The organism is Citrobacter sp. Awk 4, from assembly GCF_028069725.1.
GTDB lineage: Bacteria > Pseudomonadota > Gammaproteobacteria > Enterobacterales > Enterobacteriaceae > Citrobacter_D.
Map to the genome: position 1 here is coordinate 45,350 of NZ_JANEWG010000016.1, position 23,508 is coordinate 68,857.

At 52.0% G+C, this 23,508-nt stretch carries 20 protein-coding genes; 11 read left to right on the top strand and 9 right to left on the bottom strand.

Annotated features, from left to right (window positions below; genetic code table 11):
• Window positions 1–65: 65 nt before the first annotated feature.
• Window positions 66–2,051 (bottom strand): ligand-gated channel protein, encoded by a 1,986-nt coding sequence (locus NNO04_RS09010; RefSeq protein ID WP_271444362.1) that lies wholly within the window; start codon window positions 2,049–2,051, stop codon window positions 66–68.
• Between the two features lie 287 nt (window positions 2,052–2,338).
• A complete protein-coding gene (gene fghA / locus NNO04_RS09015) occupies window positions 2,339–3,175 on the bottom strand; it encodes an S-formylglutathione hydrolase (protein WP_271444363.1) in 837 nt (278 codons plus the stop codon).
• A gap of 329 nt (window positions 3,176–3,504) precedes the next feature.
• Between fghA and folE the strand changes: the two genes are divergently transcribed.
• The 6 genes from folE to mglC all read left to right on the top strand — a co-directional run bounded on the left by folE (window position 3,505) and on the right by mglC (window position 10,439).
• On the top strand, window positions 3,505–4,173 hold the full coding sequence (gene folE, locus NNO04_RS09020) for a GTP cyclohydrolase I FolE (protein ID WP_043000121.1): 669 nt from the start codon (window positions 3,505–3,507) through the stop codon (window positions 4,171–4,173).
• Between the two features lie 14 nt (window positions 4,174–4,187).
• Window positions 4,188–5,345: a DUF418 domain-containing protein YeiB gene (gene yeiB, locus NNO04_RS09025; protein ID WP_271444364.1), complete on the top strand. Its 1,158-nt coding sequence runs from the start codon at window positions 4,188–4,190 to the stop codon at window positions 5,343–5,345.
• A gap of 149 nt (window positions 5,346–5,494) precedes the next feature.
• Window positions 5,495–6,517 (top strand): HTH-type transcriptional regulator GalS, encoded by a 1,023-nt coding sequence (galS, locus tag NNO04_RS09030; RefSeq protein WP_271444365.1) that lies wholly within the window; start codon window positions 5,495–5,497, stop codon window positions 6,515–6,517.
• Window positions 6,518–6,814: 297 nt separating this feature from the next.
• A complete protein-coding gene (mglB, locus tag NNO04_RS09035) occupies window positions 6,815–7,813 on the top strand; it encodes a galactose/glucose ABC transporter substrate-binding protein MglB (RefSeq protein WP_271444366.1) in 999 nt (332 codons plus the stop codon).
• A gap of 79 nt (window positions 7,814–7,892) precedes the next feature.
• Window positions 7,893–9,413, top strand: coding sequence for a galactose/methyl galactoside ABC transporter ATP-binding protein MglA (gene mglA / locus NNO04_RS09040; RefSeq protein WP_271444367.1), 1,521 nt, complete (start codon window positions 7,893–7,895; stop codon window positions 9,411–9,413).
• Between the two features lie 15 nt (window positions 9,414–9,428).
• Window positions 9,429–10,439, top strand: coding sequence for a galactose/methyl galactoside ABC transporter permease MglC (gene mglC, locus NNO04_RS09045; RefSeq protein WP_162379242.1), 1,011 nt, complete (start codon window positions 9,429–9,431; stop codon window positions 10,437–10,439).
• A gap of 45 nt (window positions 10,440–10,484) precedes the next feature.
• On the opposite strand, the gene NNO04_RS09050 is transcribed toward mglC, so the two are convergent.
• The 5 genes from NNO04_RS09050 to NNO04_RS09070 form a co-directional block, all read right to left on the bottom strand.
• Complete coding sequence (locus NNO04_RS09050; RefSeq protein WP_271444368.1) at window positions 10,485–10,724, bottom strand: DUF2542 family protein; 240 nt, start codon at window positions 10,722–10,724, stop codon at window positions 10,485–10,487.
• Between the two features lie 2 nt (window positions 10,725–10,726).
• Entirely contained in the window at window positions 10,727–11,446 is a 720-nt protein-coding gene (gene sanA, locus NNO04_RS09055; protein WP_192612801.1) for an outer membrane permeability protein SanA, read from the bottom strand.
• A 166-nt stretch (window positions 11,447–11,612) separates the two neighbouring features.
• Window positions 11,613–12,497, bottom strand: a complete 885-nt coding sequence (cdd, locus tag NNO04_RS09060) for a cytidine deaminase (protein ID WP_271444369.1) — start codon at window positions 12,495–12,497, stop codon at window positions 11,613–11,615.
• 129 nt (window positions 12,498–12,626) lie between these two features.
• Window positions 12,627–13,322, bottom strand: a complete 696-nt coding sequence (locus tag NNO04_RS09065) for a CidB/LrgB family autolysis modulator (protein WP_271444370.1) — start codon at window positions 13,320–13,322, stop codon at window positions 12,627–12,629.
• A complete protein-coding gene (locus tag NNO04_RS09070; protein ID WP_271444371.1) occupies window positions 13,319–13,717 on the bottom strand; it encodes a CidA/LrgA family protein in 399 nt (132 codons plus the stop codon). Before NNO04_RS09070 ends, NNO04_RS09065 begins: the two co-directional genes overlap by 4 nt.
• A 190-nt stretch (window positions 13,718–13,907) precedes the next feature.
• On the opposite strand from NNO04_RS09070, the gene dusC reads away from it, so the two are divergent.
• Both dusC and mdtQ read left to right on the top strand, forming a co-directional pair.
• Window positions 13,908–14,861: a tRNA dihydrouridine(16) synthase DusC gene (gene dusC, locus NNO04_RS09075; RefSeq protein ID WP_271444372.1), complete on the top strand. Its 954-nt coding sequence runs from the start codon at window positions 13,908–13,910 to the stop codon at window positions 14,859–14,861.
• Window positions 14,862–15,079: 218 nt separating this feature from the next.
• Complete coding sequence (mdtQ, locus tag NNO04_RS09080) at window positions 15,080–16,519, top strand: multidrug resistance outer membrane protein MdtQ (protein ID WP_271444373.1); 1,440 nt, start codon at window positions 15,080–15,082, stop codon at window positions 16,517–16,519.
• Window positions 16,520–16,555: 36 nt separating this feature from the next.
• On the opposite strand, the gene NNO04_RS09085 is transcribed toward mdtQ, so the two are convergent.
• Window positions 16,556–17,125, bottom strand: a complete 570-nt coding sequence (locus NNO04_RS09085; RefSeq protein ID WP_271444374.1) for a DedA family protein — start codon at window positions 17,123–17,125, stop codon at window positions 16,556–16,558.
• A 166-nt stretch (window positions 17,126–17,291) separates the two neighbouring features.
• On the opposite strand from NNO04_RS09085, the gene NNO04_RS09090 reads away from it, so the two are divergent.
• Entirely contained in the window at window positions 17,292–17,879 is a 588-nt protein-coding gene (locus NNO04_RS09090) for a Yip1 family protein (RefSeq protein ID WP_162379250.1), read from the top strand.
• Between the two features lie 176 nt (window positions 17,880–18,055).
• Window positions 18,056–19,003, top strand: coding sequence for a D-alanyl-D-alanine endopeptidase (gene pbpG, locus NNO04_RS09095; RefSeq protein WP_271444375.1), 948 nt, complete (start codon window positions 18,056–18,058; stop codon window positions 19,001–19,003).
• 45 nt (window positions 19,004–19,048) lie between these two features.
• Here the strand turns inward: pbpG and dld are convergent, their stop codons facing one another.
• Entirely contained in the window at window positions 19,049–20,755 is a 1,707-nt protein-coding gene (gene dld, locus NNO04_RS09100) for a D-lactate dehydrogenase (RefSeq protein WP_271444376.1), read from the bottom strand.
• 195 nt (window positions 20,756–20,950) lie between these two features.
• Between dld and bglX the strand changes: the two genes are divergently transcribed.
• Window positions 20,951–23,248, top strand: a complete 2,298-nt coding sequence (gene bglX / locus NNO04_RS09105; RefSeq protein WP_271444377.1) for a beta-glucosidase BglX — start codon at window positions 20,951–20,953, stop codon at window positions 23,246–23,248.
• Window positions 23,249–23,508: the final 260 nt, after the last annotated feature.

A 23,508-nucleotide genomic window follows, 5' to 3' on the forward strand; every position in this document is an offset into this window, starting at 1 on the left:
GCCATTCGACAACGATGAATAAGAAAACCCCGGCAGAGATGTCGGGGTTTTTTGTTGCACTGAACTCAGAAGCTGTACGTTAAACCTACCGTATAACGACGACCATCGAGGATTGTGTCGTAGGTGTCGTAATCAATCTGTTTATCCAGCGCGTTGTAAACGCCGGCGGTCACCAGCAGATTCTTGTTGGCGTTGTAGCGCATGCCCACATCAACCTGCGTATAAGAAGGCGTTCCCTGCGACATCGACGTACGGCTCAGGTATTCAGAGGTTTTACCGCGGAAGTTCAGGCGGCTCCAGAAACCGACATCCTGCGTAGCCTGCCAGTCCAGGGTGGTGTTGAACATGTGTTTTGGCATCTTGTTCAATGGCTTGCCCGAGAACTGGCCACTTTTCTGCTCAGAATCGGTCCAGGTATAGTTCGCTGTCCAGCTCAGATCGGAAGTGACCTTCCAGCCAAATGTCGATTCCACGCCGCGCATGTTTGCTTCATCAACGTTGACACGATCGCTGACGAAGTCATAGGTTTCATCGCCGATTGTACAGGCAGGATCGGCGCTGCTGTTGCAGCGGCGAACTTCGGTGATTTTGTCTTTAAAATCGGTGTTAAACAGGGTGATGCCGGCATTGAGGTTGTCGCCGTTATCCCATAGCAGGGCAATTTCTTCGCTCAGGCTTTTTTCGGGTTTCAGATCCGGGTTGCCCACAATGATGCCATTCAGACGACCGCCACCCGTGACTTGTCCCCAGCTTGCTGAAGACTGGCGCAGGTCGGGAGCGCGGTAGCCCGCAGAGACGCCACCTTTCACCGTCCACTGTTCCGTCAGATGCCAGACACCGTAGCCGCGTGGCGTCCAGTTGTCGCCGTAGTTTTCATCTTTATCCATGCGCAGACCGCCGGTCAGGGTGAAGGTGTCGGTGATCGCCCACTCATCTTCAGCAAACAGCGCCCAACTCCAGCGCGTCAATTTGTTCAGACCATCGGCCGCCTGTAACTGGTTACCGTTATCGCGGAGTTTTTCATAACGGTATTGCCCGCCCAGCGTCAGAGTATGTGCGCCGAGGAATATCTGGTTCTGGTTGTTGAAAATCGTATTGTAAGACTTCATCTCGCGACCCGGGTTATTGGTCTCTTCCTGCTGAACGTAGCTGGTGCTGTTGAAGTCATCGTAATAACCGCTGTGCGTTAATGAGTATGTGGTGTGCTCGTAGCGGTTTTCGCTTTTGGTGTTGGGTTTACAGGTGGTGCCACGGCAGGTGACTTCCGCCATTGACATGCCCGGCGTACTGTCGCGGTCCTGCAATTCGCGCGCAATGTCGAAATCAACATCGTTTTTTTCATCTGGTGTGAAGTTAAGTGTCAGGCCGCCGTTGCGCAGGCGTTGTTCATTAAAGCCATTGACTATCTGATCTTCGGCGCGGCGTGACAGCAGCCCTGTCACTTTTGCGCCAAGCAGTCCGTCAATTAACGGACCCGAGGCATAGGCGTTCGTCTGGAAGAGATCGCCGGAATCACTGTTTTCCTGGAAGGTGGCATCGCCATGCAGAGAACCGGTCCAGCCTTTGGTATTAGAGACTTTTTTGGTGATCACGTTGATAACGCCCCCCATCGCGTCTGAACCGTAAAGTGATGACATCGGTCCACGAATCACCTCAATCCGCTCAATCGACTCCAGTGGGGGTAGCCAGCCTTGTTCAATCCCGGCGTTATCGCTGTTCGGTCGCGTGCCGCGGGTACTGATGCGTTTACCGTTGACCAGGAAAAGCGTGTATTGCGAGGCCATGCCGCGGATACTGATGTCACTACTGCTCCCGCCACCTGTCACTACCACGCCAGGAACATCTTTTAGCGCATCGGTGACATCGCGGTAGGCTTTATCCTCAATCTGCTGTTTGGTAATTACAGAGATGGAGGCAGGGGCGTTCTGAATCTTCTGCTCAAATCCCGTCGCGGTAACAACGACGGTGTCCTGGTCGGCAGCTTGGGCGAGTGGTGGGAGGCAGGCTACGCTTACTGTGACAGCAACGGCCTTAACGTGAGGTATGGTCATTTGTATCATTCCATTAAATGAATAAAAAACTGCGTGTCCTGTGTAAATCCACGACGACTGTATGTATTTGTCTTTTAAGTATTCTTTACGTAGATGAGGCGGGAGAATTGTACAAAAGAATGATTTTTTGTAAACACAAATGATAATTGGAATCATTTGTGTTTGTGTGAATTTGAGTTGGAATGCTTTTAAATCAATAAGATAGGTAAGTGTAAATAAAGCGGAAATGTGAAGGAAAAATGAAGATATGCGAGTAGAGAGGGAAGGAGGGCTGGCGCCCTCCAAAATTACGTCAACAAATGCTGCGCGTGAAACCGCAGATGATCCTCAATAAAAGAGGCAATGAAGTAATAGCTATGATCGTATCCGGGTTGAATGCGCAGTGTCATTGGCCACGCCGTCTGGCGAGCCGCTTCCGCCAGTACTGCGGGCTGGAGCTGGTCGGCGAGGAATTGATCGTTATCGCCTTGATCCACCAGGGTTGGAATGGCGTGCTCGGGTTTGCTGGACAACATCAACGCACAGCTATCCCATTCTGCCCACAGCGCTCTTTCTTCACCCAAATACGCGGTAAAGGCTTTTTCTCCCCACGGCACGCGACACGGATTCACAATGGGTGCAAAAGCGGAAACGCTGGTGTATTTACCGGGATTTTTCAACGCCATGATGAGCGCGCCATGTCCGCCCATCGAATGTCCGCTGATAGCGCAGCGGCTACTGACGTTAAATTGCGACTGGATCAGTGCCGGAAGTTCATCGCGCAGATAATCATACATGCGAAAATGCGCGGCCCAGGGCTGCTGCGTCGCATTCAGGTAGAACCCTGCGCCCTGGCCTAAATCGTAATGTTCATCATCGGCGACCTGTTCACCACGCGGGCTGGTATCTGGCATGACCAGCACAATACCCAGTTCTGCCGCGATGCGCTGCGCACCGGCTTTGGTGGTGAAGTTTTCATCATTGCAGGTTAACCCTGACAGCCAGTACAGCACGGGAGGCGGCGCGGTATCACGGGGAGGGGGAAGAAAAATACTGAATGTCATCGCGCAATTCAGCGTGCTGGCGTTGTGCCGCCAGCGTTGCTGCCAGCCTTCAAAACAGCGGTGCTCTTCGAGCATTTCCATGCGTGGCTCCTGTTGTGTTGTGCGTTGTGAACTCCCCATAATACAGATTATTCATAGTGCTGTGAGTAACTTTCACTTCCGCATTTAGCTAACATGCTTCATCATCTACACAACTTTACATTAACACTCAGGCATCGTGAGCCATCAGGTTTGCCGGCAAGGGGCGGCGTGTGAAATCCAGGTGATGAAAGGCAGCGTCAATTTCAATAATTATCACTGCGAATACTGGATTATGTGCGCGGCCTCACGCACAATGTTTGGGCTGTCATACAGCTTAAAAACTTTGTCCCATGTAGGGCAGAGGCGCCACACCTGCAGGAGAAAAAGAAATGTCATCACTCAGTAAAGAAGCGGCCCTGGTTCATGAAGCGCTGGTTGCGCGTGGTCTGGAAACCCCGCTGCGCCCGCCCGTACATGAGATGGATAACGAAACGCGCAAACGTCTTATCTCAGGCCACATGACTGAGATCATGCAGCTATTGAATCTTGATTTGAGCGATGACAGCCTGATGGAGACGCCTCACCGCATCGCTAAGATGTATGTCGATGAGATCTTCTCCGGCCTTGATTACGCAAACTTCCCTAAAATCACCGTCATTGAAAATAAAATGAAGGTCGATGAAATGGTAACGGTGCGTGACATCACCCTGACCAGTACCTGCGAACACCATTTCGTGACCATTGATGGGAAGGCGACGGTGGCATATATCCCGAAAGAGTCGGTGATTGGCCTCTCGAAAATTAACCGTATTGTGCAGTTTTTTGCCCAACGCCCACAGGTTCAGGAGCGTTTGACCCAGCAAATTCTGACGGCGCTGCAAACATTACTCGGTACTAACAATGTGGCGGTGTCGATTGACGCAGTGCATTACTGCGTGAAAGCGCGCGGAATTCGCGATGCGACCAGCGCAACGACAACCACCTCGCTCGGCGGGTTGTTTAAATCCAGCCAGAATACCCGCCAGGAGTTCCTGCGCGCTGTTCGTCACCACAACTGATTAAGGCCCAGAATATGGAGCGTAATGTCACGCTGGATTTTGTTCGTGGCGTTGCCATCCTGGGTATTTTGCTACTCAATATCAGCGCCTTTGGTTTGCCAAAGGCCGCTTATCTCAACCCTGCCTGGTACGGCGATATTACCGCTTCGGATGCCTGGACATGGGCAATCCTCGATCTCGTTGCGCAGACCAAATTTCTCACACTCTTTGCATTGCTGTTCGGCGCAGGGCTGCAAATGTTGCTGCCGCGCGGTAAACGCTGGATCCAGTCACGTCTGACGCTGCTGGTGTTGCTGGGATTTATTCACGCCTTGTTGTTCTGGGATGGCGACATTTTGCTGGCCTATGGTCTTGTTGGGCTGATTTGTTGGCGACTGGTGCGTGACGCGCCATCTGTGAAGAGCCTGTTCAACACCGGCATCGTGCTTTATCTGGCGGGGATTGGTGTTTTGCTGCTGCTGGGAACGATCTCAGGCAATGAAATCAGCCGGGCCTGGACCCCGGATGCTTCTGCGCTGTTGTATGAAAAATACTGGAAGCTGAACGGGGGAGTGGAAGCCATCAGCAATCGCGTTGACGCGTTGTCGAACAGTTTGCTGGCGCTGGGAGCGCAGTATGGCTGGCAACTGGCGGGGATGATGTTGCTGGGGGCGGCGTTAATGCGCAGCGGCTGGTTGAAAGGTCAATACAACCTGCATCACTACCGCCGAACTGGCGCCATTCTGATTGTCACTGGAGTCCTGATTAATCTGCCTGCGATAGTCGCGCAATGGCAGCTGGATTGGGCCTGGCGCTGGTGCGGCTTTCTGTTACAGGCACCGCGCGAGCTGAGCGCGCCGTTTCAAACGCTGGGGTACGCGGCGCTGATGTTTGGCTTCTGGCCCCAACTGAGCCGCAGCAAACTGGTTATCGCCATTGCCTGCGTAGGACGAATGGCGCTGAGTAATTACCTCTTGCAGACGCTTTTCTGCACCACGCTGTTTTATCATTTCGGTTTGTTTATGAAATTCGACCGGCTGGAACTGTTGCTGTTTGTGGTTCCCGTGTGGCTGGCGAACCTGCTTTTCTCCGTCATCTGGCTGCATTTCTGGCGCCAGGGGCCAGTGGAATGGCTGTGGCGGCAATTGACCTTACGTGCTTCAGGGACATCACTATCTCGAACATCCAGATAACGATCTAGATCACATTCATTAACAAAACGCATGTAACCGTTTCCAACCCTGTGACCTTACTCACGCAGTCCTCCGCGCGTCGCTGACAAAATAGCCGCCTGCAAAAGGGGTATCTGTGAGCAACGGTAATTTAAAACAGGGTAGTGAATATGATAACCATCCGTGATGTGGCACGTCAGGCAGGCGTCTCTGTGGCGACCGTTTCGCGCGTACTGAATAACAGTACGTTGGTGAGTCCTGATACGCGTGACGCAGTCATGAAAGCAGTCAGTTCACTGGGTTATCGCCCTAATGCGAATGCGCAGGCGTTGGCAACGCAGGTGAGCGACACCATCGGTGTTGTGGTGATGGATGTTTCAGATGCTTTTTTTGGCGCACTGGTGAAAGCGGTCGATTTGGTGGCTCAGCAGCATCAGAAATATGTGCTGATTGGTAACAGTTATCACGAGGCTGAAAAAGAACGACATGCCATTGAGGTGTTAATCCGTCAACGCTGCAACGCCTTGATTGTCCACTCCAAAGCGCTAAGCGATCGGGAACTGAGCGAATTTATGGATCAGATCCCCGGCATGGTGCTGATCAACCGCCTCATCCCCGGCTACGCCCATCGTTGCGTCTGTCTGGATAATATCAGCGGCGCAAAAATGGCCACGCGGATGCTGCTTAATAATGGCCATCAACGCATCGGCTATCTGGCCTCCAGCCACCGTATCGAAGATGATGCAATGCGTAAAGAAGGGTGGTTAGCCGCACTGAGAGAGCAAGGGATCAGCCCGTCTGAGAGCTGGGTTGGCACAGGTTCGCCTGATATGCCGGGGGGTGAATCAGCAATGGTTGAGCTTCTGGGACGTAACCTGCAACTCACTGCCGTGTTTGCTTACAATGACAACATGGCCGCCGGTGCGCTGACCGCGTTGAAAGACAACGGTATTGCCATCCCGCTGCATCTGTCGATTATCGGTTTTGATGATATTCCCATCGCACGTTACACCGACCCGCAACTGACGACGGTGCGTTATCCCATTGCTTCAATGGCCAAAATGGCAACAGAACTGGCGTTACAGGGCGCCTCTGGCATGTTAGATGCGTCGGCAACGCACTGTTTTATGCCGACTCTGGTGCGTCGGCACTCCGTGGCGTTGCGACAGAATGCGGCCCTGATCACTAACTAAAAATGTCGTTGTATGTAACCGCTTTCAATGTGTGAGTAAATTCACAGTATCTTAACAATGTGATGGCTATGATGGCACCGTTTGAAACGCTGTAACTATTATGTAACGGTGAGCAATCAGTTTTACCGCTGCATTAGCGCCTTAAACCAAAATTAAAGCCTGGTTTTAGAGCGTTACTGGGCACGGAAGAAAGATTTTTTAAAAGTGAGCTTCGGCATTCAGTAACACTTATTTAACGTTCTGCCCTGCCGAGCATTTTTCTCAAGTACTACCCTGCATAATAAAACCGGAGATACCATGAATAAGAAGGTGTTGACTCTGTCTGCTGTGATGGCAAGCATGTTATTCGGCGCGGCTGCGCACGCTGCTGATACCCGCATTGGTGTGACGATCTACAAATATGACGATAACTTTATGTCCGTGGTACGTAAGGCTATCGAACAAGATGCCAAAGCGGCACCTGACGTACAGCTGCTGATGAATGACTCGCAGAACGATCAGTCTAAACAAAACGACCAGATCGACGTTCTGCTGGCGAAAGGTGTGAAAGCGCTGGCAATCAACCTGGTTGACCCGGCGGCGGCAGGTACAGTGATTGAGAAAGCGCGTGGTCAGAATGTCCCGGTTGTCTTCTTCAACAAAGAACCTTCCCGTAAGGCGCTGGACAGCTATGACAAAGCCTATTACGTCGGCACTGACTCTAAAGAATCTGGAATTATTCAGGGCGACCTGATTGCGAAACACTGGCAGGCGAATCAGGGTTGGGATCTGAACAAAGATGGCCAAATTCAGTTTGTTCTGCTGAAAGGCGAACCAGGCCATCCGGATGCTGAAGCGCGTACCACCTACGTTATTAAAGAGCTGAACGATAAAGGCATCAAAACCGAGCAGCTGCAGTTAGATACCGCAATGTGGGATACCGCTCAGGCGAAAGATAAAATGGATGCCTGGTTGTCCGGTCCGAACGCCAACAAAATTGAAGTGGTTATTGCGAACAACGATGCCATGGCAATGGGTGCTGTTGAAGCCCTGAAAGCGCACAACAAGACCAGCGTACCGGTATTTGGTGTGGATGCATTGCCTGAAGCGCTGGCTCTGGTGAAATCTGGCGCGCTGGCAGGTACCGTGCTGAACGATGCTAACAACCAGGCAAAAGCGACCTTCGATCTGGCGAAAAACCTGGCAGATGGCAAAGGCGCTGCTGATGGCACCAACTGGAAAATTGAGAACAAAATTGTTCGCGTTCCTTACGTAGGTGTTGATAAAGATAATCTGGCTGAGTTCACCAAAAAATAATCGTTGTTATCCGTTTTCTCGGGCGCATATCTCTTGCGCCCTTTAATAACGCACTCTGCGAGGCCAACAAGGTATAATTATGGTCAGCACTACTACTCAGTCGTCAGGCGAATTCTTGTTAGAAATGAGCGGCATCAACAAGTCTTTCCCCGGCGTTAAGGCACTTGATAATGTCAATTTAAAAGTCCGCCCCCATTCTATTCATGCATTAATGGGAGAAAATGGTGCAGGGAAATCAACATTATTAAAATGTCTTTTTGGAATCTATCAAAAAGATTCTGGCAGCATTTTATTTCAGGGTAAAGAAATCGATTTTCATTCCGCCAAAGAAGCGCTGGAGAATGGTATTTCGATGGTTCACCAGGAGTTAAACCTGGTATTGCAGCGTTCTGTGATGGACAACATGTGGCTGGGGCGTTATCCCACTAAAGGCATGTTTGTTGATCAGGACAAAATGTATCGCGATACCAAAGCGATATTTGATGAACTGGATATTGATATCGACCCGCGGGCGCGAGTGGGGACTTTATCCGTTTCACAAATGCAGATGATCGAAATTGCGAAAGCGTTCTCTTATAACGCGAAAATCGTGATTATGGATGAACCTACCTCTTCACTAACAGAAAAAGAGGTTAATCATCTGTTTACCATTATCCGTAAGCTGAAAGAGCGTGGCTGCGGTATTGTTTATATCTCTCATAAAATGGAAGAAATTTTCCAGTTATGTGATGAGATTACTGTCCTGCGCGACGGTCAGTGGATTGCAACGCAGCCGCTGGAAGGGCTGAATATGGACAAAATCATCGCCATGATGGTCGGGCGCTCGCTGAACCAGCGCTTCCCGGACAAAGAGAACAAGCCTGGTGAAGTGATTCTGGAAGTGCGTAATCTGACCTCTTTACGTCAGCCTTCAATCCGCGACATCTCGTTTGATCTGCATAAAGGTGAGATCCTGGGGATTGCTGGTCTGGTCGGAGCAAAACGTACGGACATCGTTGAAACGCTGTTTGGTATCCGTGAAAAATCGTCTGGCACCATTACGTTGCACGGCAAAAAGATAAACAACCACAATGCCAACGAAGCCATTAATCATGGTTTTGCGCTGGTGACGGAAGAACGTCGTTCGACCGGTATTTATGCTTATCTGGATATTGGCTTTAACTCTTTGATTTCCAATATTCATAATTACAAAAATAAAGTCGGTCTGTTGGACAATTCCCGAATGAAGAGTGATACCCAATGGGTTATTGACTCTATGCGGGTAAAAACGCCGGGCCATCGTACACAAATCGGTTCTCTTTCGGGGGGAAACCAGCAAAAGGTCATTATTGGCCGTTGGTTGTTAACCCAGCCAGAAATATTAATGCTGGACGAACCTACGCGCGGCATTGATGTTGGCGCGAAATTTGAAATTTATCAGTTGATCGCGGAGCTGGCGAAGAAAGAGAAGGGAATCATTATCATCTCTTCTGAAATGCCGGAATTGTTAGGGATTACAGATCGTATTCTGGTAATGAGTAACGGTCTCGTTGCCGGAATTGTTGACACCAAAACGACTACGCAAAACGAAATTCTGCGTCTTGCGTCTTTGCACCTTTAAGATCAGGGGCTCCTCATGAGTGCGTTAAATAAGAAAAGTTTTCTTACTTATCTAAAGGAAGGCGGAATTTACGTTGTTCTTTTAGTCTTACTGGCCATTATTATTTTCCAGGACCCCACATTCTTAAGTCTGCTGAACTTGAGTAACATCCTGACGCAGTCTTCTGTACGTATCATTATTGCATTGGGTGTAGCCGGACTGATTGTCACCCAGGGGACTGACCTGTCAGCGGGTCGTCAGGTCGGGCTGGCGGCGGTAGTTGCGGCGACGCTGCTGCAATCGATGGAAAACGCGAATAAAGTCTTCCCTGAAATGGCGACCATGCCAATTGCACTGGTGATCCTGATTGTCTGTGCGGTGGGGGCCATTATCGGTCTGGTGAACGGTATCATTATTGCTTACCTCAACGTGACGCCGTTTATCACAACCCTTGGCACGATGATCATCGTTTACGGTATCAACTCCCTCTATTACGACTTCGTGGGCGCGTCGCCAATCTCGGGTTTTGATAGCGGCTTCTCAACTTTCGCGCAGGGCTTCATTGCGCTGGGCAGTTTCCGACTCTCTTACATCACCTTCTATGCGTTAATTGCCGTGGCGTTTGTTTGGGTACTGTGGAACAAAACCCGTTTTGGCAAAAATATTTTTGCTATCGGCGGTAACCCGGAAGCGGCAAAAGTCTCTGGTGTTAACGTCGCGCTGAACCTATTGATGATCTACGCATTGTCCGGTGTGTTCTACGCTTTTGGTGGGTTGCTGGAAGCCGGTCGTATCGGTTCTGCCACCAACAACCTCGGCTTTATGTACGAACTGGATGCGATTGCGGCGTGCGTGGTCGGCGGCGTGTCGTTCAGCGGTGGGGTAGGGACCGTCTTTGGGGTCGTGACCGGTGTGATTATCTTCACCGTCATCAACTACGGATTAACCTATATCGGCGTGAACCCTTACTGGCAGTACATCATTAAGGGCGGCATCATTATCTTCGCGGTCGCGCTGGATTCTCTGAAATACGCCCGTAAGAAGTAATTCATCTACGGAAAAACCGGTGCAGAGACGTTCTGCACCGGTTTTTTATTTGATAAAGACTAACCAAATTCCCACGAGCAGAGCGCCCAGCGAAAGCCCAAAGTAGACACCGATATAGATCCAGTAAGTCGTGGGTTCAGCGGAGCGTTGAATTAAGAGTGGCTCTTGCGAGCCTTTGACTGTTTTCTCGATGACGCCAGTGCGTATCCCCTTTAGCCCTTGCCGGAAGGTCCAGAGGACGACCATCAGTACGCCAATTACGATAAATAGGGTTTTGTCTTCCACGCTTATTTTCCTTGTTTCTTTTGTAATTCCAGCAGTTGTTCAGGCGTTACTGCCGGATAACCCTGTGCATCGTCAGGGACCTGATGCATAGCGGGAATGGGCACCAGCGGGCCCAAAAAGCGCGGTTCACGCTTGAAGATATAGAGGTCGGCCAGCGCGCCAAAACGCGCGCCGAATTCACGCACCCGCACGGTGAGCATATCTTTTGGCGAAGGAACCGCGTAGCACTGCGCCTGAATTCCCATGTGCAGCGCAATGAATAAGGCGCGTTCACAGTGGAAGCGCTGAGTGATGATGATGAAATCGTTGGTATCAAAGACCTTACGGGTACGCACAATCGAGTCCAGCGTGCGAAAACCCGCGTAATCGAGCACGATATCCGCAGGATCAACGCCTGCTGCGATCAGGTCTTTACGCATTGTCATCGGCTCGTTATAGCTTTGCAGCGCGTTGTCGCCGCTAAGCAGAAGGTAATTAACCTTACCGCTGTTGTAGGCATTAAGCGCGCCCTGAATACGGTAGCGGTAATACTGATTAATCACACCGGTGCGATAGTATTTGGCGGTGCCTAAGACCACGCCGACCTGGCGATAGGGCAGGTCCTGCAATTCGTCGTAGATGTAAGGGGCGGTTTTCCAGCTCATCCATCTGTCTAGGCCAAGCGCAGTTAACAGCAGCAAGCCGACCAGGACTAACAGGCTGTAAAACAGACGCTTTAACATTACGGAGAACTCGATAAAAGGAAGAAATTTCAATCAGGCTACTTTACCCAGCGGCGTTGCGCAAGAATCGGTAGTCTGATTGCGGGGATTTTCGACATACCTCAACGTTGCCTGAATAGGCGCTGCGTTTCGGGCCCGGTAAGCTTGCGCCACCGGGCACAACGATTTACGCCAGCAGTACGCGCTCAATGTTGTCGCAACCCAACGCTTTCAGCGTCGCGGCGGTGGCATCCCATTGAATCAACGGCGCATCCGCTTTCTCGGCCAGAATGGCGCGCTGGATATCCGGATAGTCGTAACCGTTCAGATTCAGCAAGTTTAATGCGCCTTGCAGAGGTGGCAGTGTGGGGTTAAACGCGGCGTTTTCAGCATAGCTGCCGGCGAAAATACGCCCGTCTTTACACTCCAGCGCCACGCCGCTTGGGGAATTACTGTACGGCATATGGCATCGGTTGGCGGCACGAATCGCTTCCTGAGTCAGTGCATCGCCTTTCAGGGCGAAGCCGTGATCTTGTGCGTCCATCAGCAGCGTTTTGATCGCCAGATCTTTAGGACCGAAAGCGTCTGGCAAATAGTCACGCAGCGTATGTGGCTCGCGGCCTGGCAAGTGAATGCGCAGATCCAGTCCGCTGTTCAGTTCGTTCATAAACTGACGGCAGTGACCACAAGGGGTGTAGTTGACGGTAATGGCCGCAAGGGCTTTTTCGCCGCGTAACCAGGCGTGGCTGATGGCGCTTTGTTCGGCGTGAACGGTTTGCTGCATGGTGGCTCCCAGGAACTCCATGTTGCCACCGAAATACCATGTCCCACTGACGCCACGCGCCACGGCGCCAACGTTAAAATGGGAAAGGTCGGTACGCGCGCAGGCGGCCGCCAGCGGCAGGAGCGCGAAAGCCAGCGCGTCTTCGTCCAGCCCCGATTCACTTTTAAGCGTCGAGACCTGCTCTGCACTCAGCATGGCGGGGAAATGCTTATCCGCCAGAAGTGGTGCCAGCGCTGATTGCAAATTATCCGCGAGTTGGGCAAAAGCAGTTTGAAAACGTGGATGCATGGCGTTGCCTCTTAACAATGTAATGGAATCGTAGTGTACGGGCCTGTCACTGCGTTATATGTGATTTACATCTCATTACTTGTGCAACTTGTGAAACTTAAATTGAAAATGCGCGACGCATCGCAAATTTTAACCCATTACAGCCAGAATGACAGGAAATAAAAAGGGGGCTAACAGCGATGTGATAATCCCGCAAATCACCAGCGCCAGCGAACTAAAGGCGCCTTCCTGGTAATCCAGCTCAGCGCAACGCGCAGTGCCGAGAGCATGCGATGCGGTTCCCATTGCCAGCCCACGCGCGGCTTTGGTACGGATCCGCATGGCGTTTAACAACGTGTGACCAAACACCGCCCCGAGGATCCCGACAAATATTACGCATACGGCGCTGATCGCCGGAATGCCGCCAAGACTCCCCCCAACCGCCATCGCGATAGGCGTGGTGACTGATTTAGGCAATACCGACGCGGCGATTTCAGGCGTGGCGCCCATCAACAACGCCACCGACGTGCCCGTCACCATGGCGACCACGCTGCCACAGAAACAGATAGTGATGATGGATTTCCAGCGGGCGCGGATCTGGTGCAGTTGCTCATAAAGCGGATAGGCCAACGCCACCACAGCGGGTTGCAGCAGGTCGTTCAGCACCTTGCTGCCCTGAAAATAGTGATCGTAAGGAATTCCGGTGAGAATAAGAAACGGAATGATGACCACCATGGCGACCAGCAGCGGGTTCAGCAATGGCATCTTAAAACGCACAGCCAGTTTACGTGCTGCAAAAAACACCGCCAGTGTCAGAGGTAACGACCACCAGATGTACGACATCATTGTTTTGATCCTTTATGCCCAATCACTTTTCGTTCGCCGTGCACAATATGCGAGCTCCAGCTAACCACCAGAAAGACCACCAGCGTACTTATCGCGCAGGAGACAACAACAGGCCCGAACTGCGCGCGCAGTAAGTCAAAGTACTGCATCACGCCCACGCCAATGGGAACGAAAAGTAACGCCATATAGCGAATCAGCGCGTAACAACCTGGGTTGACCCATTTTGCCGGCAGAATTTGCAGTGCCAGTAAAACGAACAGGATCAGCATGCCGATGATGCTGCCGGGAATGGTGATTGGAAGTAGCGACGCAATAAAAATACCTGCATATAAACAGGCATAAATCAGCACAAATGCGCGTAAATATTGCCAGACGATATTCAGTGATTTACTCATAGTAAACGCCCTTGATGAGAGGTATTCATCATACAATTAAACTTTAAAATGTGCTACCGATCACATCATGAATTCTGAGCATGGTTGAGATAGACAACGTGAACGTTGCGTCATAAAGATCATAGCGGAGAGACTTTAAACCGCCCTGGAGAGACGCTACCATAGCGCCTCTTTTTTTGCGGGTAACGATATGCGTGTTTTGCTGGCGCCGATGGAAGGCGTACTTGATTCTCTGGTGCGCGAGCTCCTGACCGACGTGAATGACTACGATCTGTGCATTACGGAATTTCTGCGCGTGGTGGATCAACTCCTGCCGGCGAAAGTATTCCACCGTATTTGCCCGGAATTGCTCAACTCCAGCCGGACACCCTCGGGCACATTGGTGCGTATTCAACTGCTGGGACAATACCCGCAGTGGTTAGCGGAAAATGCCGCGCGTGCGGTGGAGTTAGGATCGTATGGCGTCGATCTAAACTGCGGCTGCCCGTCAAAATTGGTCAACGGCAGCGGCGGCGGTGCAACTTTGCTCAAAGATCCTGAGCTTATCTATCAGGGGGCAAAGGCGATGCGTGAGGCGGTACCTGCGCATCTGCCCGTGACGGTGAAAGTGCGTCTTGGCTGGGACAGCGGCGACAGAAAATTCGAAATTGCCGATGCGGTACAGCAAGCTGGCGCAAGCGAACTCGCGGTACACGGTCGTACGAAAGAACAAGGGTATAAAGCGGAGCACATTGACTGGCAGGCGATTGGCGAAATCCGACAGCGGCTAACGATTCCGGTTATCGCCAATGGTGAGATCTGGGACTGGCAAAGTGCGCAGGAGTGTATGGCGGTAAGCGGATGCGACGCGGTGATGATGGGGCGAGGGGCATTAAATATCCCTAACCTGAGTCGTGTGGTGAAATATAACGAACCGCGTATGCCCTGGCCTGAGGTGGTGGTTTTGTTGCAGAAATATACCCGGCTGGAAAAGCAAGGCGATACCGGGCTTTATCATGTGGCGCGCATCAAACAGTGGCTGGGGTATTTACGCAAAGAGTATTCCGAAGCGACCGCGCTTTTTCAGGAGATTCGTTCACTCAATAATTCACCGGATATTGCCCGCGCGATTCAGGCTATTGATATTGCGTCATTACGGCCATAATAGGTGGCCGATGACGTATCGGCGGATTGGGCAAATCGGGGGAGAAAATAGGGCATATTTTTATTTATTATTTGAATGATTTTTAATTCATCATTTAAATAAAATATATTTTTCTGATTATTTCTTTTATTTTCCAAAAATGTTTTGCCACGCGTAACTAAAAAAACAGACGTCACACCACGTAATATCAGCACACCTTTTCTTACCAGAACACCTTCATGAATCGTTATTCTCCTTTTGTCGCGACCGCGTGTTTACCGCTATTTGTTGCTCTTTCGGGATGCGCCCCGATGCACGACAACCGCCAGGCGTTGGCGCAGCAGACGCCCACTTCACACGTCGAGTCTGCATTACCGGCGGCACTGAAAAACGGTTGGCCGGACAGTCAGTGGTGGCGGGCTTATCAGGATCCTCAACTGAATGCGCTGATTGAGAGTGCGCTGGCACATGCACCAGATATGCAGGTGGCAGAACAGCGTATTCAATTAGCGGAGGCGCAGGCTAAAGCGGTTGAAGCGCAGGACGGGCCGCAGGTCGATTTCTCGGCAAATGCAGAACGGCAGAAAATGTCAGCCGAAGGGCTGATGGGGCCTTTTGCCATTACCGATCCCGCAGCGGGGACGACCGGTCCGTGGTACACCAACGGTACATTTGGTCTAACGGCAGGCTGGAACCTGGATTTGTGGGGTAAAAACCGGGCGGAAATGACTGCGCGGATTGGCGTTGTCAAAGCGCGTGAAGCCGAGCAGGAACAGACCCGCCAACTGCTGGCGAGCGGTGTGACGCGTTTATACTGGGAGTGGCAAACCCAGGCGGCGCTGAGCAACGTGTTAACAGAGATTGACCAGGAGCAAAAAAACATCATTACGGCTGACCGCCAACTGTATCAAAACGGTATTACGTCTTCCGTTGAAGGCGTAGAGACGGATATCGACGACAGCAAAACGCAGCAACAGCTCAATGATGTCGCCGGTAAAATGAAGGTCATTGAGGCAAGGCTTGCGGCGCTCACCCATCAGCAATCAGCGCCGCTAACGCTGCATACTGTTGCGCTACCGAAGGTGGAAAGCGCGTTACCCGCGCAGTTAGGGTATTCATTACTGGCGCGTCGGGCAGATCTGCAGGCTGAGCACTGGTACATTGAGTCATCGCTGGGCAGCGTCGAGGCGGCGAAAGCGGCCTTTTATCCTGACATCAACCTGATGGCTTTTTTGCAGCAGGATGCGCTGCACATGAGCGATCTGTTCCGCAGTTCAGCGCAACAAATGGGCGTGACTGCCGGACTGACGCTGCCAATCTTCGACAGTGGCAGGCTGAATGCGAATCTCGATATCGCGAAGGCGCAGAGTAATCTATCAATAGCGAATTACAACAAAGCGGTGGTTGATGCGGTGAATGACGTGACGCGCGCGGCAAGCCAGGTAGAAACGATGGCGGCAAAAAATCAACACCAGCGAAAGATTGAACAGGATGCTCAACGTGTTGTTGCCCTGGCGCAGGCGCGTTTCAATGCCGGTATCATTGCCGGTTCACGGGTCAGTCAGGCGAAGATCCCGGCGCTACGCGAACATTGCAATGGCCTGATTTTGCAAGGTCAGTGGCTTGATGCCTCTGTTCAACTGACCAGCGCATTAGGTGGGGGCTACCACACAACCTGACAGTCAGCAGCCGACAGCACTCGCTGTCGGCTGCATTTATTGCGCTTTCTGCCTGCTACGCCGTTTCAACCACCAGCGTGTTCCCACCACCAGTCCGATAACCAGAACCAGCCAGACGCCATGTTTGATGTGTTGATCGAGATGGTGCAGCCAGGGCGCAATCACTTCGCCGCCGAGATAGCCCAGGGCCGTAAACAGCAGCGCCCAAATCAGAGCACCCAGAATATTCAACGGCAGAAAGATTTTTGGCGGCAGGTGGCTGGCGCCAATCAGAAGCGGGCCGATGACGCGAAATCCGTACATGAATCGTGTCCCGATCACAAACAGATAGGGGCGGCGTTGGATCATCTTCTGCGCGTAATGAATTTTGCTGCGATGACGCGAGAAGCGGCGCAGAAGTTTCCCGCCAAATCGACGCCCCACTAAATAGAGGACCTGATCGCCGATCATGCCGCCGAGCGCAACGGAGACGACGACCAATGGAAATTTGAGTAACCCCTGATGTGCGGCGACACCCCCTAACAGGGTGATGGTTTCGCCTTCAGCCAGACTGCCAATGACCAGCGCGGCATAACCGTAATGCGCGATAAGACTGTTTATATCCATACGTCGGTATGACCTCCACAATCTTTAGCATACACCTTATGAATCATTTATGGCCGGAAAAGCGTCCGCTCAGCGGACCGGTATTTCGCGGGCTGTACATAAAATAATCGAAAGCTGAATTATACTTGAAGTGTTGAGGTCCGGAGCTGACAAGAAGGGGGACGGTATGAACCATGTCTGGGGGCTGTTTTCCCATCCCGATCGTGAAATGCATGTGATCAAGAGTGAAAACGAAACCATTTCGCACCACTACACCCACCATGTCCTGATGATGGCGGCAATCCCGGTGATTTGCGCATTTATTGGCACCACGCAAATTGGCTGGAATTTTGGCGATGGCAATGTGTTTCAGCTTTCTCTGTTCACCGGTTTTGCACTGGCCATTGTTTTTTACGCGGTCATGCTGGCAGGGGTAGCGGTAATGGGGCGGGTCATCTGGTGGATGGCGCGAAACTATCCGCAACGACCTTCTCTGGCGCACTGCATGGTATTTGCCGGCTATGTTGCCACGCCGCTATTCCTGAGCGGTTTTGTGGCGCTCTATCCGCTGGTCTGGCTGTGCGCGCTGGTCGGTACCATCGCGCTGTTCTACACCGGTTATCTGTTGTACCTCGGTGTCCCGACATTCCTGAACATTAACAAAGAGGAAGGGCTGAGCTTTTCCAGTTCGACGCTGGCTATCGGCGTGTTGGTGCTGGAAGTCCTGTTAGCGATCACAGTGATCCTGTGGGGCTACGGGTATCGGTTATTCTGATGTCATTCTCTTCAACGGCGTTGCTGGCGTAAAAGTCAGCAACGCAGCATTTGTTGACGATTCTTCTGTGGCGGCAAACCTGCCCGATCGCTATGATGCCTGAGCTAGCTTGAGTGTGTACTTAACTCCGGCGGTGCGCGTTGTGACGTGCGTGAACCATTATCAGAAATCTCATCATGCTGAAATTCCGAGTTTCAATACTAAGCCTTGCCCTGATGCTGGCGGTCCCTTTTGCGCCTCAGGCAGTGGCAAAAACGACGGCTACTACAACAGCGTCTCAACCTGAGATTGCGTCGGGTAGCGCGATGATTGTTGATTTAAATACCAACAAAGTGATCTATTCGAACCATCCTGACCTTGTGCGTCCGATTGCGTCGATCACCAAATTAATGACGGCGATGGTCGTGCTTGATGCGCGACTGCCGCTGAACGAAAAACTGAAAGTGGATATCAGCCAGACGCCAGAAATGAAAGGGATCTACTCCCGCGTGCGTCTGAACAGTGAGATTAGCCGTAAAGATATGCTGCTGCTGGCGTTGATGTCTTCGGAAAACCGCGCGGCGGCAAGCCTTGCGCACCATTATCCGGGCGGCTACAACGCGTTTATTAAAGCGATGAATGCCAAAGCCAAAGCGTTAGGCATGACCCACACACGGTTTGTAGAACCGACGGGGTTGTCCATTCATAACGTCTCGACGGCCCGCGACTTAACAAAGCTGCTGATTGCCAGCAAGCAGTATCCGCTGATTGGTCAGTTGAGTACGACCCGCGAAGACATGGCTACGTTTGCCAACCCGGCCTATACGCTGCCATTCCGTAACACTAACCATCTGGTGTATCGCGATAACTGGAATATTCAGCTGACCAAAACAGGCTTTACCAATGCGGCGGGTCACTGTCTGGTGATGCGCACCGTCATTAATAACAAACCGGTGGCGCTGGTGGTGATGGATGCCTTCGGTAAATACACGCACTTTGCCGATGCCAGCCGTTTACGTACGTGGATTGAAACCGGCAAAGTCATGCCGGTTCCGCCAGCTGCGCTGAGTTATAAGAAGCAAAAAGCCGCGCAGATGGCAGCCGCAGGTGCCAGTAAGAGCGAGCAAACAGCGCAGAACGATTAATGCGTCTTAGTATACCCGAGAGCGTTACGCTCTCGGGCAATCGCCTCACTTCCAGAACTTCTGCTTACTTGTCTTACCGATACCTGGATTCATGCTATTCGTCGGGTCATTTTCCCGATAAAAACGGCTGAGCGTTTCTGGCGCTTTATACAGATGTCCTACGTTATGTTCCGCCGGGTATTGCGCCCCACGCTGGCGGAGGAGTTCCAGCATGTGTTCTTTTAACGCATGCGCATCGACGCCTTTCTTCACGATGTAATCCTGGTGGAAGACGTAGCACATAAAATGGCCGTAATAGAGTTTATGCACCAGTTGATCGCTGATTTCGGGCGGCAGGTGCTCATACCATTCGGTATCGTTGCGGCGCAGGGCAATGTCGAGCGCCAGAATATCCTCTACTTCATCAGCATGAACCGCCTGATACCGAATGGCTGCGCCTGCCGCGGCAAAACGGTGCAGGAACGCCTTACTGCCTTCTTCCGGCGTACAGGCGAAAAAGTCACCTTCGGCGGTTTTGAAGAACTCCGTCAACCAGTTTTGCGCTTCCGCTACGCCGTCTCCGGCCATTTTTAACAGCAGGTGATGCTCGTATTTATCGCGCCAGCTTTTCATCCGCGGCGGCAGGTGGCTCGGGAACAGATGACCAAACTTCTGCATCGCGCGGTCAGTAAAGTTCGGACGGAAAAATTTCACTTTTTCCAGCATCGCATCGGTACGGCCTTTCAGGGTAAAGAAGAACGGCATTTTGTCGGTGCCGAGCTTATCGATCATCAGGAACGTATCTTTGCCGTATTTTTCGGCGATGTCATAGATGTCGCGATGCATATATTCGCCCGCAACGGGGAGATTCTCAAACGTCGCCAGAATATGGCGGCGGATTTCCGTCAATACGTCCGGCTGGTTGGTACCGATGTAGAAGACCTGCTGATTTTTTTCAGCCGGGAAGGTGTCCAGACGTACGGCAAATACGGCCAGCTTGCCAGCGCAACCGGAGGATTCATATAAGCGGTTCGGGTCGGCGTTGTAGCGCGCGGGCGTGTCGGCGTCAATATCGCGCACGCGAGTGACGTAATCGTGGTCGTGCGCATGGCGGCCGTCATGGAGAACGTCTTCATCTTTAACACGCTCGTCATCCAGCTTGCTGAGGATCTTCTCCGGCGTTTCACCCAGGTCGATACCCAGATGGTTCACGAGTTGCAATTTACCCTGTTCATCAATGCGCGCGTACAGTGACATCTCGGTGTAGGCCGGGCCGCGTTGTACCAGCGAGCCCCCCGAGTTATTGCAGATACCACCGATGACGGAAGCGCCAATGCAGGAGGAGCCAATCACGGAGTGCGGTTCGCGACCAAAGGGCTTAAGCGCTTTTTCCAGCGAGTAGAGGGTGGTACCCGGAAACGCCAGCACCTGCTCGCCTTTGTCCAGCAGATGGAGTTTGTCGAGGCGCAGGGTACTGATAATGACAATATCCCGGTCGTAATCATTGCCGCTGGGCGTGGAACCTTCGGTCAGCCCGGTATTGGCGGCCTGCATCAGAATAATTTTATCGGCGCTGACGCAGGCATTGAGCACGCGCCACAGTTCCATCAGGGAGCCTGGGAAAACCACGGCCAGCGCGTCGCCGTGTCCGGAACGAAAGCCCTTGCGATAGCGGGCAGTTTTTGCCGGGTCAGTGAGCAGGTGTGATTGGCCCACCAGGCGGGCGAGCTCAGTAATAAATTCTTTATTATCGGTTGTTGTAATGGAAGACATTTTCCACTCCTTGTGGTGGGACAAAATATCGGTGTTAAGCATAGCGCTTTGTATGACGATTTCATTCATGAATGTTTCGAAAAAATCAGAGAATAACCTTAGCTTTCTTTTTCTCACCCGTTTAGGCTTATGGCAAACTACGGTTTTTGCTATATTTTCGCCGCCTCTGCGGGCTAAAAATAAGAGAGAAACAACATGAAATGGCTATGTTCTGTAGGTGTCGCGGTGAGTCTGGCCATGCAGCCAGCGCTGGCGGAGTCGCTGTTTGGCAATCATCCCTTAACGCCTGAGGCGCGGGACGCGTTCGTCACCGATTTGCTCACGAAAATGACCGTTGATGAGAAAATCGGTCAGCTGCGTTTGATAAGCGTGGGCCCGGACAATCCAAAAGAAGCCATCCGCGACATGATCAAGGACGGGCAGGTGGGGGCGATTTTTAATACCGTCACCCGCCAGGATATCCGCAAAATGCAGGATCAGGTTATGGAACTCAGCCGCCTGAAAATTCCGCTGTTCTTTGCCTATGACGTATTGCACGGCCAGCGTACCGTTTTTCCCATTAGCCTCGGTCTGGCGTCCTCCTTTAATCTGGATGCGGTCAAAACCGTGGGACGCGTTTCGGCCTACGAAGCGGCGGATGATGGTCTGAATATGACCTGGGCGCCGATGGTGGATGTCTCTCGCGATCCGCGTTGGGGCCGGGCTTCCGAAGGGTTTGGCGAAGATACGTATCTGACCGAAACGATGGGTAAAACCATGGTTGAAGCGATGCAGGGCAAAAGCCCGGCGGATCGCTACTCGGTGATGACCAGCGTGAAACACTTCGCTGCCTACGGTGCGGTTGAAGGCGGTAAAGAGTACAACACGGTGGATATGAGTCCGCAGCGCCTGTTCAACGATTATATGCCGCCGTACAAGGCCGGGCTGGATGCCGGAAGCGGCGCGGTGATGGTGGGTCTTAACTCATTAAATGGCACTCCCGCGACTTCCGATGCCTGGCTGCTGAAAGAAGTATTGCGCGATCAGTGGGGCTTTAAAGGCATCACCGTTTCCGATCACGGGGCGATCAAAGAGCTTATTAAGCACGGTACTGCTGCTGATCCTGAAGATGCCGTGCGTGTGGCGATCACCTCCGGCATCAACATGAGCATGAGTGATGAGTATTACAGCAAATACCTGCCGGGTCTGATTAAGTCTGGCAAAGTGACGATGGCTGAGCTGGACGATGCGGCGCGTCACGTCCTCAACGTTAAATACGATATGGGGTTGTTTAACGATCCCTACAGCCATCTGGGGGCAAAAGAGACTGACCCGCAGGACACCAACGCGGAAAGCCGCCTGCACCGTAAGGAAGCGCGTGATGTTGCGCGTGAGAGTCTGGTGTTGCTGAAAAACCGTCTTGAAACGCTGCCGCTGAAAAAGTCCGGCACCATTGCTGTGGTGGGACCGTTGGCCGACAGCAAACGTGATGTGATGGGCAGTTGGTCTGCCGCAGGCGTAGCCGATCAGTCCGTAACAGTGCTGACGGGTATTCAAAATGTATTGGGCGATAAAGGAAAAGTGGTGTACGCCAAAGGGGCGAATATCACCAACGATAAAGGCATTGTGGATTTCCTCAATCTGTACGAAGAGGCAGTGAAGGTTGACCCTCGCTCACCACAGACGATGATCGATGAAGCGGTTGCCGCCGCGAAACAATCTGACGTTGTGGTCGCTGTGGTTGGGGAAGCTCAGGGGATGGCTCACGAGGCCTCCAGCCGTACCGATATTAATATTCCGCAAAGCCAGCGTGATTTAATTACTGCGCTGAAGGCAACGGGTAAACCGCTGGTGCTGGTGTTGATGAATGGGCGTCCGCTGCAACTGGTGAAAGAAGACCAGCAGGCCGATGCGATTCTGGAGACCTGGTTTGCCGGTACGGAAGGCGGCAACGCCATCGCCGATGTGCTGTTTGGCGACTACAACCCATCCGGTAAGTTGCCAATGTCTTTCCCGCGCTCTGTCGGGCAGATCCCGGTGTACTACAGCCACCTGAACACCGGCCGTCCGTATAATGCTGACAAGCCGAACAAGTACACCTCGCGTTATTTTGATGAGGCGAATGGCCCGCTGTATCCGTTTGGCTATGGGCTGAGTTACACCACATTTACGCTCTCGGAGGTGAAACTCTCTTCCCCGACGATGAAGCGCGATGGCTCAGTCACTGCCAGCGTGCAGGTCACCAATACCGGCAAACGTGAAGGTGCGACGGTAATTCAAATGTATCTGCGGGATGTGACGGCGTCCATGAGTCGCCCGGTGAAACAGCTGAAAGGATTTGAGAAAATCACGCTGAAACCGGGAGAAACGCAGACCGTCAGTTTCCCAATTGACATCGACGCGCTTAAGTTCTGGAACCAAAGCATGAAGTATGACGCTGAACCCGGTAAGTTTAACGTCTTCATCGGTGTGGATTCCGCCCGGGTAAAACAAGGCGAGTTTGAACTGCTGTAATCTGTAAACAAAAAGGCTGGGAAACCAGCCTTTTTACCTTTTGCCCTGAGCATTTTCTGTTTTGCAATAGCGATTTCTTTGATTTTTATTGAATTGTGACGGCCGTCGGTATTTATTGCGATCGAGGAATAATTCCCTCTACCTGCGATCCCTTGCCCCCTTCATTTAAGTTAAAACTGTGCGTTAGATCACCTCTCAAAGGAAGTTATCATCGCGTTTTGTGCGCGCGCTCAAATATTTAATGACCCTGCCCATCCAGA